The organism is Myroides pelagicus, from assembly GCF_009711055.1.
GTDB classification, from domain to species: domain Bacteria; phylum Bacteroidota; class Bacteroidia; order Flavobacteriales; family Flavobacteriaceae; genus Flavobacterium; species Flavobacterium pelagicum.
This window is the reverse complement of sequence record NZ_WMJY01000026.1, coordinates 25,884-39,443: the sequence shown is the minus strand read 5'-3', so window position 1 is coordinate 39,443 and position 13,560 is coordinate 25,884. Positions and strand designations below refer to the sequence as shown.

Annotated in this window: 11 protein-coding genes; 4 read left to right on the top strand and 7 right to left on the bottom strand. The window is 32.8% G+C overall.

Going from position 1 to position 13,560, the window contains the following annotated elements:
• Window positions 1-116: 116 nt before the first annotated feature.
• From cysK to GJV77_RS11140, 4 genes are all read right to left on the bottom strand, one after another.
• Window positions 117-1,052, bottom strand: coding sequence for a cysteine synthase A (cysK, locus tag GJV77_RS11155; protein ID WP_155036440.1), 936 nt, complete (start codon window positions 1,050-1,052; stop codon window positions 117-119).
• 18 nt (window positions 1,053-1,070) lie between these two features.
• Window positions 1,071-1,898 carry a serine O-acetyltransferase gene (locus GJV77_RS11150; protein ID WP_155036439.1) on the bottom strand — a complete coding sequence of 276 codons (828 nt, stop codon included), beginning with the start codon at window positions 1,896-1,898 and terminating at the stop codon, window positions 1,071-1,073.
• Window positions 1,899-2,771: 873 nt separating this feature from the next.
• A complete protein-coding gene (locus tag GJV77_RS11145) occupies window positions 2,772-4,586 on the bottom strand; it encodes a chloride channel protein (RefSeq protein ID WP_155036438.1) in 1,815 nt (604 codons plus the stop codon).
• A 209-nt stretch (window positions 4,587-4,795) separates the two neighbouring features.
• A complete protein-coding gene (locus GJV77_RS11140; protein WP_155036437.1) occupies window positions 4,796-5,395 on the bottom strand; it encodes an acyl carrier protein phosphodiesterase in 600 nt (199 codons plus the stop codon).
• A gap of 103 nt (window positions 5,396-5,498) precedes the next feature.
• Here GJV77_RS11140 and glmM point away from each other — a divergent pair, with 103 nt between their 5' ends.
• Window positions 5,499-6,887: a phosphoglucosamine mutase gene (gene glmM / locus GJV77_RS11135; protein WP_155036436.1), complete on the top strand. Its 1,389-nt coding sequence runs from the start codon at window positions 5,499-5,501 to the stop codon at window positions 6,885-6,887.
• Window positions 6,888-7,028: 141 nt separating this feature from the next.
• On the opposite strand, the gene GJV77_RS11130 is transcribed toward glmM, so the two are convergent.
• On the bottom strand, window positions 7,029-7,928 hold the full coding sequence (locus tag GJV77_RS11130; RefSeq protein WP_155036435.1) for a lysophospholipid acyltransferase family protein: 900 nt from the start codon (window positions 7,926-7,928) through the stop codon (window positions 7,029-7,031).
• Window positions 7,929-8,036: 108 nt separating this feature from the next.
• Between GJV77_RS11130 and GJV77_RS11125 the strand changes: the two genes are divergently transcribed.
• Both GJV77_RS11125 and GJV77_RS11120 read left to right on the top strand, forming a co-directional pair.
• Window positions 8,037-8,684 carry a rhomboid family intramembrane serine protease gene (locus GJV77_RS11125; protein WP_155036434.1) on the top strand — a complete coding sequence of 216 codons (648 nt, stop codon included), beginning with the start codon at window positions 8,037-8,039 and terminating at the stop codon, window positions 8,682-8,684.
• Between the two features lie 290 nt (window positions 8,685-8,974).
• On the top strand, window positions 8,975-9,673 hold the full coding sequence (locus GJV77_RS11120; RefSeq protein WP_155036433.1) for an SIMPL domain-containing protein: 699 nt from the start codon (window positions 8,975-8,977) through the stop codon (window positions 9,671-9,673).
• An 80-nt stretch (window positions 9,674-9,753) separates the two neighbouring features.
• Here the strand turns inward: GJV77_RS11120 and GJV77_RS11115 are convergent, their stop codons facing one another.
• Both GJV77_RS11115 and GJV77_RS11110 read right to left on the bottom strand, forming a co-directional pair.
• Window positions 9,754-11,448: an acyl-CoA synthetase gene (locus tag GJV77_RS11115; protein ID WP_155036432.1), complete on the bottom strand. Its 1,695-nt coding sequence runs from the start codon at window positions 11,446-11,448 to the stop codon at window positions 9,754-9,756.
• Between the two features lie 336 nt (window positions 11,449-11,784).
• Window positions 11,785-12,753, bottom strand: a complete 969-nt coding sequence (locus GJV77_RS11110) for an aminodeoxychorismate synthase component I (RefSeq protein WP_155036431.1) — start codon at window positions 12,751-12,753, stop codon at window positions 11,785-11,787.
• Between the two features lie 39 nt (window positions 12,754-12,792).
• Here GJV77_RS11110 and GJV77_RS11105 point away from each other — a divergent pair, with 39 nt between their 5' ends.
• On the top strand, window positions 12,793-13,374 hold the full coding sequence (locus GJV77_RS11105) for an anthranilate synthase component II (protein WP_155036430.1): 582 nt from the start codon (window positions 12,793-12,795) through the stop codon (window positions 13,372-13,374).
• Window positions 13,375-13,560 lie beyond the last annotated feature (186 nt).

Below are 13,560 nucleotides of genomic sequence, written 5' to 3'. Positions count from 1 at the left end.
TTAAATGCTGTTGCATTTATTTGTTGAATCTAAGAGATAAAATAGTATTCTAAGTACTATAGAAGTATAAATAAAAAAGGAGACTGAAAAGTCTCCTTAATAGTATATCGTAATACTTATTTTACTTCAGCTGATTTTTCATCAAATAAATCATCAACAGACCAGTATCTTTCTCCTGTGTCATAGTTAAACGTAAGTACTGTTGCTCCTTTTTCAATATTTGGCAAATGCTTAGCTATAGCAGCAAGTGAGGTACCTGTAGAAACTCCTGCTAATATACCTTCTTTACGCGCAATATCATTAGTAAAAGTATATGCTTCGTCTTTTTCAACAGTAATTATACCGTCAAATAAGTCTGTGTTTACTACTTTGGGAATAAAACCAGCTCCAATACCTTGCAGTGGGTGAGGGCCAGGTTGACCTCCACTTAAGACAGGTGAATTAGCCGGCTCAACCGCGAAGACTTTTAAGTTAGGAAACTTCTGCTTAAGAATTTCTGCTACACCTGTGATATGTCCACCTGTTCCAACCCCTGTTATTAAATAGTCAATTCCCGTTGGGAAATCGTTTAAGATTTCTTGAGCAGTAGTACGTTTGTGTATTTCTGGATTAGCAAAATTATTGAATTGTTGAGGTACCCATGCATTCTCAATTTCTTCAGCCAATTCTGTAGCTTTTGAAACAGAACCAGCAGTACCTAATTCTTTAGGAGTAAGAACAAACTTAGCGCCATAAGCAGCCATAAGTTTTCTTCTTTCAATACTCATTGATTCAGGCATAACGAGGATTAGTTTGTATCCTTTAACAGCACATACCATAGCTAAACCAACACCAGTGTTACCAGATGTAGGTTCGATAATCGTTGTATCTTTATTAATTAAGCCTTTTTTCTCTGCATCTTCAATCATAGCCAATGCTATTCTATCTTTCAGGCTTCCTCCAGGGTTTTGTTTTTCTAGCTTAATCCAAACATTAATATCGTTAGGAAAAAGTTTGTTGATTTTGATATGTGGCGTGTTGCCAATTGCTTCTAATACGTTGTTGATTTTCATTTCGTATAATTTTTTAGGTTAGATTACAAAGTTTATTGGTTCTGGGTAGATATCCTGGTCTTTTGAATAGCTTTTACTTTTACTGTAAATAATCGAGTTTGGTTTTACACTTTTTGTTAGCCAAACATTACCTCCAATGATTGTGTCATGACCAATAGAAGTCTCTCCTCCAAGGATAGTCGCTCCTGAATAAATGATTACATTATCTTCAATGATAGGGTGTCTTCTAGTATTGGCTTTATCTTTTGATACTGAAATAGCTCCTAGTGTTACACCTTGGTATATTTTTACATTGTTTCCAATAATACACGTTTCCCCTATAACAATGCCTGTACCGTGGTCAATACAGAAACTACTACCAATTTTGGCAGCAGGGTGAATGTCAATTCCTGTTTTGCTATGAGCATATTCTGTCCAAATTCTAGGTAATAATTTAACTTGTTGCTTTTGTAATTGGTGTGCAAAACGATAAATGGCGATAGCGTAGAACCCTGGGTAAGCTATATAAACTTCTTGCAAGCAGGTAGCTGCAGGGTCATTGTCTAAAATAGCATTTGCATCAGTGCTTAGCGCTGAATATATAGAAGGTAACGCTTCAAAGAAGTCACTAGCAATTTGGTTTGATTTATCTATGTCGTTATTAATATTAAAAACGATAGAAATTAGTTCGTTCTTTAGAGTAGTTAATCGAATATTAATAGCATTTGCAGAAGTATACTTCTTATCTTCTAGTTGAAATAAAAAGTGAAATAGTGTATCTGTAAAAAGCTCTATTCGCTTTTTATCTAAGAATGATTGAGAACTTTCGTTCTGATGAAGTAATTCTTTTATAAAATCTGTTAGCATTTACGTCTTATCAAATTTGTCGTTAATGATAGCTTAATTAATAAAGTTTCATAGAAATTGAATGAAACTACATTAGTTTGAGGTGTAAAATTAAAAATATATTAGGTCTTGTATGTGTTTTTAACATACCATAACACTAATATACCATAAACATGGTAGTGAGCTGGGTGCAAGTTATTGGGAAGTACATTAAAAGTATTACTTAGAATACTCTAAAATCTTTTTGGAGTGTATGTATTAGTGATTATTTACTTCTATAGGTTTGTTTTACAATGGATTAAAAAGGTTTGAGTTCTAAGATGATTTACTTAATAAAAATAAAATGTAATTTATTGTCACTGAAATGATTAAGGCGTAGTATCTTTTTTGGATAACATATGTTAAAATCCTTATTCTTGATGTTTGAATATTGTATTAAAAGTTTACATTTGTAGTGGTTAAATGATGCAAAGGCGAAGTATCATTAAACTGACAAACAAAAATTGTGGGTTTTTCAGGAATAGATTTTTTATTTTCAATTTCTTTTGAGCTGGCTACTTATAAGGGATTTGGTTTTGTTGTTTTGTTGTTCTATTTCATGGATTAAAAAACGAATCACATATTTTTGCTAAAAAATAAAGTCATTAATCGAGAGGTTAATGACTTTTTTTCGTTATATCCCGTCTTTGATAAATGAATGTTTAAGGTACTTTCCTGTTAAAATTTATAATTAAAGTTTAATAATAGATATTTAAAAATATTGATTTATAAGATAGAGATTTTTTTATGATACTTGAGATTAAGTATCATTTCTATATAAGAGAGGTTTTAATTTTTAATAGGTAAAGTCAATTGAATAATTAATTATTAGCTGTAATGATTATTCCATTAGTATTAATCTATCCGGTAAGATTTAAGGTTTCTACGGTAGTTATCCATAAGATCTGTCTTTGCAACATAGCCAATATATTTTTTATCCTTTTGTACAATTAAAAATTGAAGTTTGTTAGAATCAAATGCATCAATGAATATTTTTGTACTATCAAAGTATGACATGACTATAGGGGAATCGATAATATCATTTAGTGGGATTTGTGGCTGTTGTTTTAGATTTAGTAGTAGTGGTCTAACCCTATCGAAATTTACTACTCCTATTACTTTTTGATCTCCATCTAGGATAGGAATGAAAGTTTGATTAGAAGTGGCAAAAATATCTATTATATCGCTTGTTTGGTGAGAAGTATTTAAGGTTTTAATATCATCTCTAATTAAGTTTTTTGGATTAATTGTTGAAAGAATATTAAAATCGCGATCAGAGGTAAAGACTAATCCTGTGGTAGCAATAGATTTGATATCCATAGAATATTTTTCCATGTGTTTGGATATAGCAAAACTTATTGAGGATACAATGAGTAGAGGAACCATTAGGCCATATCCTCCTGTTATTTCAGCAATTAAGAAGATTGCAGTAAGAGGTGCGTGAAATAACCCACTAATTACTGCTGCCATACCGACTACAGTGAAATTTTGGACAGGAATGTCTTTGACTCCAAGGAGAAGTAATACTTTAGATAAGACAAATCCTAAGTAGGAACCAACAAATAGAGAAGGAGCAAAGTTACCTCCATTACCTCCACTTCCCATAGTCAATCCAGCGGCAACTGTTTTTACTAACGCAGCTCCTGCAACGAAAAGTAGAAGAACCCATTCATTGCTTTCGAATGAATTAAGTATTGTATTTTTTAAGATTGTTTGAGGTGTATCACTTGTTAGTATTTTAATGCTATTGTATCCTTCACCAAATAATGTTGGAAATAAAAAGATTAGACAAGCTAATAATCCAGCTCCATATAATGCCTTTTTATAAATGTTTTTACTCCAACCTCCAATATACTTCTCTGTACGTCTAAACATACGTGCGTGATAAACACAGAAGAATCCTGATAATACACCTAAGAGTATATAGTAAATTGTATTACCTGTATCAAAGACTAATTGGTTTTTAAAGGATAGTAAAATTTCTTCTTTTAAGATAAGGTTAGTCACAATTGTCCCTGTTGCAGATGCAATCATAATTGGGATAAAAGCAGTTACAGATAAATCAACGACAATAATCTCTATGGCAAATAATACGCCAGCTATGGGTGCGTTAAATGCTGCTGATATACCTGCTGCTACTCCACAAGCAAGGAGTAAAGTGCGTTGTTTATAATTTAAGCGATAATTCTGTGCATAGTTTGACCCAAAAGCAGCTCCTGTAATTGCAATTGGAGACTCAAGCCCTAAAGATCCTCCCATACCTACAGTTAATGAACTCGTTATTATTTGTGAGTACATCTGTTTTCTAGGCATAATTCCGGATTTCTTGGCTACCGCTATCATAATTTGGTAAGTTCCTTTTTCAATAGAACCATTCAAAAACTTATTGACAATAAATACAGTCAGTAGTATACCTATGATAGGTAAAATACTATTCATATAAGGAAGATGCATTAAACTGTCTAAATAGGTCGCAAACTGAAATACCGAGTGAGCAAAGTACTTAAGAACCATAACTGCTAATGCTGAAGACGCACCAACGATTACACACGATAAATACATAAATTGCCTTTCAGTTAATATAGACTTTAAGAAAAATAAAGTTCCTTCAGAATATTTAAATAGTTGATTAAGATAGTATTTAATGCGATGTCCGTTAATTAGTTTCATATTACAAAAGTAATTCAAAAAATAGAGAGCTAATCCTCTAATATACGAAAAATCATTAAGTTTTTTTAGTTTTTTAAGGATGCTGTTAGTTATTCTTTATTTGAAAGCGTATACTAATGTATTAACTACTGATTTTAAAAAGATTAAAAAGAAATTCTACAGGAGTTTGACTTGTACTTTTAAGTGAGTGCTAAGCATTGTGATTGTTGTTATTTAACTAGTAATTTGTTTTGCTGAGCATATCGCTCCACGTAGTTTTGTAATTCATCAAAAAACAGTTTGAATTGGTCTTGTAGTATGGTATAGTTTGCTTCAAGATCTACAGTCGCATATCTCATTTTAGATATGTTTTTTGTTCTCTTATCCATTTGAGTCAGAATATAATTTAATCCATCTAGTGTTTTATACTTTACTAACCAGTTTTCACTAAGCATAATTGGAAGGAATTTCTGAACTTTTTCAGGTAGAATATCAAAATTATCTTCTAGTAAAGTATAAAATTCACTAGCATATGTTGCTAAGGGAGTCTGATGATATTTTTCCCAATTTATAGCTAAGAAGTGATCGTAATACATATCTATTAGAACTGAAGCGTAGTGATTGTAGGTCGGAACAATCACTTTTTTACTTGAACGCCAAGTTGTGTGAAAATCAGTATATTCATCGATTGCTCGATGTAGTAGAATGCCTTGTTGTATTTTTGGAGGGTAGTTGAGATAAGTTTTTCCCCTAACGCTATCTGCTATGAAATTACCTATTTTCAGATTGTCATCTTCAAGTGATAAGTAAATATGAGCAAGGAAATTCATAAGCAATGATTTTTATTGGTATTGAACGCCACTTTATACCCGTATAAAGTGATTCATTTTTGTTATTTCTTTTATCTTTGTGAGAAACAAAAATAGTAAACTTATGACTTTAATAAAATCTATTTCTGGTATCAGAGGAACTATAGGTGGAAAAGTTGGAGATAATTTAACTCCTATTGATGCTGTGAAATTTGCTTCTGCATACGGAACTTTTTTAAAGAATAATTCGAATAAAGAAAAGCTAACTGTTGTAATTGGTAGAGATGCTAGAATTTCAGGTCCAATGATTCATAACCTTGTAGCTAATACACTGATAGGTTTAGGAATTGATGTTATCGATTTAGGTTTGTCAACTACCCCGACTGTAGAGGTTGCTGTCCCATTAGAAAAAGCTGATGGGGGTATTATCTTAACGGCTTCTCATAATCCAAAACAATGGAATGCTTTAAAGTTGTTAAATGCTAAAGGAGAGTTTTTAAATGCTGACGAAGGAGCTTTAATCATTGAATTAGCAGAGAAAGATACTTATGAGTTTGTTGATGTAGATCACTTAGGGACTATAACGCCGAAAGAGGGGTATATGGATACTCATATTGATGAAATATTGAAACTAGAATTAGTTGATGTTGAGTCAATAAAAAAACGCAAGTTTAAAGTAGTTGTAGATGCAGTTAATTCTTCTGGAGGAATTATTATACCAGCTCTATTAGAGCGTCTAGGTGTTGAAGTTGTAAAATTATATTGTGAGCCAAACGGACATTTTCCTCACAATCCAGAACCACTAAAAGAACATTTGACAGACATCTGTGAATTAGTGAAAAGAGAGAAAGCAGACTTCGGTGTTGTTGTAGATCCAGATGTTGATCGTTTAGCTTTTATTTCGAATGATGGTGAGATGTTTGGAGAGGAATATACTTTAGTGGCTGTTGCTGATTATGTCTTGAGTAAAACACCTGGAAATACTGTTTCTAACTTATCATCATCTCGTGCACTTAGAGATATTACTGAAAAACACGGAGGTTCGTATAATGCATCTGCTGTGGGAGAGGTTAATGTTGTAGAAATGATGAAAGCTACGAATGCTATTATTGGAGGAGAAGGTAATGGAGGTATTATTTATCCAGAGACACACTATGGTCGTGACTCTATTGTTGGTGTTGCTTTGTTTCTAACACATTTAGCTAGTATGGATAAGTCGGTTGCTGAGTTAAGAGCCTCATATCCTCAATATTATATGAGTAAAAATAAAATAGAATTAACACCTAAATTGAATGTAGATATGATTCTTGAGCAGATAGCGGAGAATTATAGTAATCAAGAGGTATCTACTGTTGATGGAGTTAAGATAGACTTTCCAACTTCGTGGGTTCACTTAAGAAAGTCAAATACAGAACCTATCATTCGTATTTATACAGAAGCACCTACCCAAGAAGATGCTGATGGTTTAGCAGGTCGTATGATGGAAGAGTTACGCGTGATAGCAGGTATTTAAATAATCTATTAGAATATGAAGACATTGTATTTATTTAATTTACTGCAATTCTTTTTTTCTTAAATGTATATAAAAACAAAGCCAGTCGTAAATCATACGACTGGCTTTGTTTTTATCTGTTAGTATCAGCTTTTAAAGCACTTATTTAATATTAGCTGGTTTGTTTCCACGATGTTTCCAGCGTTTATGTGTCCAAAAATAATAGGCGGGTGCTTTTCGGATCGTTTGTTCAGTCTCTTTTAAGAAACGTGTCATTAACTCGTAGTTTGGAACTTCTTTTACATTTTCACCTTCTTTTAGTAAGGGTACGAAGGTTGCTTCGTAATGTCCACGTTTAATAAATTTTACATCTAAGTACATGGGAACCATATTGAATTTTTTACATAGGGCTTCTCCTCCTGTATAAATAGGTACTTCTACTCCCATAAATTCCTGCCAGCAATTTGTTTGACTAATCATAGGTGATTGATCACTGATAAAAGCATAAACACCATGTTTGTTTTCTGTTTCATTTTTTCTAATAAGGCGAATCGTATCTTTTATCTCGACTAGAATTGTATTAAATCTTGATCGAATTTTTATAAACAGTTGATCAAAGTATGGGTTGTTTATTTTTTTGTAGACAGCGTATCCTTGTGATTGAATTAAGCGATCAAGTATTATAGTCCATTCCCAATTAGCATAATGTGCACAAAAGAGCATAATACTTTTGTTGTCTTTTTCAATATTAAGTACGGTATCTAAGTTGGTGAAAACAAAGCGTTTTTTTAGTTCTTTTTCAGATATCGTAAAAGTCTTTATCATTTCTAAAAAGATGTCACATAAATGTCTAAAAGACTCTCTTTCAATACGCTTTACTTCTGTGTCTGATAGCTCAGGCATTGCTAACTTAATATTTTCTCGTACAGTCTTTTTTCTATAACCGATAATGCGATATAAGAGTATATAAAAAAAATCGGATACAATGTAAAAAACAGAGAACGGCAGTTTTGATACTATCCAAAGTATTGGATAAGCTATAAGGTATATAAGGAATTTCATGTTAGGCTATTTATGCAAATATACTTGTTTCGTCTATTTTCGACAAAAAATGATTGACCTTAATAAACTATGCTTATTTTTATCCCTTAAAATATTATTTCATAGACTATGTTAGATATATCGCCGATTGTATTATTGATTATGGCTGTTACTGGTTTTGTTACCTACAAAGGGTTAAACGATTATTCTTTTTTTTACAAGTACTGTTTTGATATAGATGCTGTACGTGCTGGTGAAAAACACAGAATTTTTACTGCTGGTTTTTTACATGTAGATTGGATGCATTTTATATTTAATATGATGACCCTTTATTTTTTTGGTGATTATTTAATGAACAGTGTAGGGATTGTTTATTTCTTACTGATCTATTTTGTTAGTATGCTTATTGGTAACCTTATTACTTACCAAATGTATCATAACAAGACTGGATATCGTGCAGTAGGGGCTTCAGGGGCTATTATGGGCGTGCTATATGCTAGTATTATGATTAATCCAAACATGATGTTGGGGATATTTTTTATTATTCCTATACCGAGTTATCTATTTGCCGTCTTGTATTTACTGTATTCAGTTTATGGAATGAAGCAACAAAATGACAATATAGGCCACTCAGCTCATATAGGTGGTGCAGTGGCGGGATTGACCTTAATTTTAGTTAAGTATCCTGTATTAATAGAGATGCACCCGTTATTATTAGGTGTAATGCTGATTCCTATTCTTCTTCTTTTTGTTTTGTTCAAGAAAGGTAAGTTATAAGGGTACGATAATTCTTCCATTAGGAGAAGTAAATGATTTGGTATTACCTATGAAGAAATATTGTTGTGTAATTTACTTGCTTTATTTGATAAATGATGTGTGTATAATATAAAGGATATTAAGTAGAGTGAAATAATGATATAACACTAAATTATTTGGAGATTGTTTCATGTACAACAGTTGAATCACAACACTTCATGTCAATTGATAACTATGTTAATTGTTTCTTAGCTTTTGAGCTAAGTTTATCACTTTTGGATATATTTGTTTGAATCAGAAAAAGAGAAATTATGAAAAAAGTATCAATATTACTTGGAGTGCTATTGCTTTCAGCCACTTCAACTTTTGCACAGACAACTTATACATCTCCGATAACACCTCAAATTCAAGTTAATGGAACTGGTAAAGTTTCCGTAACGCCAGATAGAGCTATTATACGCCTAGGTGTAGAAAATAAGTCTCTTGATGCTGCTACGGCTAAGAAAGCAAATGATCAGGTAATCGCTAAAGTTTTGAAGTATTTGAAGAGCATACAAATTGAAGATAAAAACATTCAAACTCAACGTGTGAGCCTATATCAAACACGTGATTATAATGATAAAAAGGACTATTATAAAGCTAGTCAAACAATTGTTATTACCCTGACAAATATTGATAAGTATGAAGAATTGATTTTAGGTGTAATGGATGCGGGAATAAATAAAATTGAGGGTGTGGAGTTTGAGTCTTCTCAATTGACAAAGTATGAAACAGAGGCTAGAGTATTAGCTGTGAAAGAGGCTAGACAAAAAGCATCGGATTATGCTACAGCCTTAGGACAGAAAGTAGGTAAAGCTATTCTTGTAACTGATGGTAGTTCATATACTCCTCCAATTATTCGTCCAATGTACATGATGAAAGGAGCTAGTACAGAAGGTTTGGATCAAACTTTAGCAGTAGGTGAAATTGAAATTGTTTCAGGAGTGTCTATTAGTTTTACACTTGACTAATAATCTATTATAAAAAACAAAGGCGTTTACTGGTCGGTAAGCGCCTTTGTTTTTATCGTTGTAAAGTAGGTAAGTTTAGATTAGTTTTTAACATAATTGAATTCTAAAGGAACTTCTTGTTTTTTTGCAATGCGTTCTGCTTGCATAGCTCTTAATTCTACGCGCTTGATTTTACCACTGATTGTCTTAGGTAACTCCGTCACAAATTCTAATTTTCTGGGCATTTTATATGGAGCTAGATGCTCTCTACAGTACTTGAAGATGTCATTCGCTAATTCCACTGAAGGTTTTTCGTGGTCGTTGATGATGACAAATGCTTTGACCTCATAACCTTTTACAGGGTGTGGACTTCCAACTACAGCCGATTCAATGATGGAGTCATGTTCTAATAAGACACTTTCTACCTCGAATGGACCTATACGGTAATCTGATGCTTTAATGACATCATCATCGCGTCCGATAAACCATATATATCCATCTTCATCTTTATAGGCTTTATCTCCAGTAAAGTAAACGCCATTTCTAAATACTTTTGCTTGTTTTTCCTTGTCAAATAAGTATTCTTTAAAGATCCCATTTAGTTGTTCTGTCCCTGTTTTTACACAGATGTTTCCTTCTTCATTAGCGGGTACTTCTTTTCCTTCATCATCAGCGATGATAATGTCGTATAAGAAGGTAGGTTTCCCCATAGAACCATATTTTACCTTTGCTGTTGGATAGTTAGCTACCATACAAGTACTTTCTGTCTGTCCAAAACCATCTCTTACTAGTATGCCTGTACCTTCTTTCCATTCTTCAATTATTTCTGGATTCAGTGGCTCTCCAGCAGCTACACATTGTCTTAGGCTGAACTTATAATTTTTTAGGTTTTCTTGGATAAAGAAACGAAGTACTGTTGGGGGTGCACATAAGGTTGTTATTTTGTGTTTTTCGATTAGCTTCAAGGTAGTTGCCGCATTAAATCTGTCTGTTGTATGGTAGGCAAAGATAGTTGCTCCAACGTTCCATGGTGCGAATAAACTACTCCAAGCAAATTTCCCCCAACCTGGCTGGGATATATTGTAGTGTACATCATCTTTAGTAACTCCAATCCACGCAGTAGTGGTTAAGTGTCCTAATGGTTGGCTTAATTGAGTATGACATACAATTTTAGGCATTCCTGTAGTCCCAGAAGTGAAAAACATGAATAGAGTATCGTCAGGATGCGTTTGAGCACCTTCAGCTTCTTTTGCTTGTTCGTCTAAGACACTCAAAGGATACCAGCCTTCTCTTGTATCATCAATTAATATCTTTACTGGAATAATAATTCCTGCTTGACGCTCGGCAGCATCTACCTTTTCTACATTATCTTTATCAGCTAAGACAACTTTTGGTTGAATTTTTTCAAAGCGATAAGCCAAATCTTTTACCCCTAAAATACTTGCTGCTGGGGAAAGCATATATCCTGCTTTGATAGCTGCTAAGTGAGTAACCCAATTAATTCGCTGTAACATCATCTGTGTTAAGATTACGTCACCTTTTTTTATGCCTTTAGACGATAAAAAGTTGATTAATTGATTGTATCGATTGTGTAATGTTAGAAATGTATAATGATGTGTTACTTCTCCATCTGTCCAGAGTAAAGCCGTCTTATCTGGGGTCTCTTTTACATGAATGTCTTCGAATACTTCCTGTACCCAGTTAAAGTATTCTGGTTTCTCAATCTTTAGATCGTGTAAGGCACGATAGTCCTGATCGATGAGTAAATCACCGATTTTTTTATACAATTCTTTCATTTTATAGTTTTTTGGTTCTAGAAATATACATAAAAGAATATTTATTTAGAATATTCATACTGAAAAAAAACTTAAAAAGAATGGTTTTATCTTGAATAATTGATAATCATTGGACTTCAATAAGAGGTGTTTTTGAAAAATTGAAAATTTAAAGGGGGTATTTTTTGTGACTTTCTAGTAAAATACGTTCTTTATTAATAATTCACTATTTGTCATAATCGGTATTTTTAACCGATTATTACCGGTGATAGGATTTATTATTGTTAGGAAATTGGTTATTGTTTGTTGCGTTCTATTTTTATTAAAGGGAGCATATTGTGTACGCCTGTTTATCGATTACATTGGGATATAGATCTTTTGTAATAGTTCTTCATATTCTTTATAAGGATCACTGCTATATGTAATTCCACCGCCACTTTTATAGCTATATTGACTGCCTTCTTTTTCGATAAAGCGAATCATTACTGCACTATCGACAGCATCACCATCATATATACCACATACTCCCGTATAAAATCTTCTATTGTATGTTTCAGCTTCTTGAATGATTTCGAGTGTCTTTTCTTTAGGTGAGCCTGTTATCGAACCTGCCGGTAGGAGATGATTAAAGATATTGCCAAGATTAGCATGCCAATCGTCGCTTAGTTCTCCACTGATTTGTGAACTCATTTGCAGAATCGAGCCTTTTGTCGTTATTAGTTTGTCTATGTATTTGAAGCGATCAACTTTTACTTTTTTAGCCACTATATTTAGGTCATTCCGAATTAAATCTACAATTGTAAAGTGCTCTGCATTCTCTTTAGGGTTGTTAAGTAATTGTTGTTCTGCATTCTCAAGTGTACCATCAATTGTTCCTTTCATCGGATAGGAATAGATGTGCTTGTTTTTTATCTGTACAAATATCTCTGGAGAAAAGCATACAAACTGATTTTTATAATATAGTTTGTATTTAGCCTGTGCTATTGCATATATATCATTAAGGTCACAGTCTATTTGTATAGGTGTTTGTATCGTCAAGTTTAGAAGGTATGAATTTCCTAATTGTATGTTTTTCTTTACGATTTCAAACTGTTTGTTGTATAATTCAAATGAAATAGGGGTTGGCTTGAGTATTGGAATTTTTGTCGCATTATTTACAACTGTATTTGTTACTCCATTAAAATTATACCTCACCTCTTGATGATCAATTTGATCAAGTGGCTTAATATAAGTGTTTTGTTCACCGAAATCAATGATAAATAAGAAGGGAATTCTTTGTTTTCCCAGTTCATTCATCTTTGTGATAGTTGTATCTTTGAGCCTCATTTTTATGAATTGATTCGCGTCCAAAATTACAAATACTTTATGAGTGTACAGAAACAAATTGTTATAATTGATAATCACGATTCTTTTACTTATAATCTTTATCAATTATTTGATGAGAATCCGAATTGTCAGATTACTGTGGTTAGAAATGATGAGGTATCTGTAGAGGATATTGATCAATATGATCAAATTGTTTTTTCTCCAGGGCCAGATATACCTAACAAGAGCCCTATTATGTATCGTGTTTTAGATATGTATAAAGGGATTAAGCCTATCTTAGGGGTGTGTCTGGGTCACCAAGCTATTGGTGATTATTTCGGTGCTAGACTTATAAACTTAGAGCAGGTTTATCATGGTCAGCAACGTGCTTTACATATTTGCGATGAGAGTGAACGTTTGTTCGACGGTGTGAAGCAAAATTCGTTGGTAGGACTCTATCATTCTTGGGCTTTAGAGAAAGAATCCTTTCCTGAAGATTTAGTTATAACGGCATTTAGCGAAGATGGAGTGATTATGGGAATACGTCATAGGATATACAACATCAGTGGGATTCAGTTTCATCCAGAGTCTTATATGACTGGCGTTGGTATAAAAATGATTGATAATTGGATCGAACAATAAGAATTACGAGTATCGCAGAAAAGTGATATAAAATATTCACGATGTGAATTGAATTGTGTATTTAACTAATGGAGTTGAAATAAACAAATAGCTAAAATGCCAATTTGAAAAATCACATCAAGAAGTAAAAATTCTAAAAGTCATATCTTTGCAACAAATCTACAAGAATAAGTGCTACACCTAATA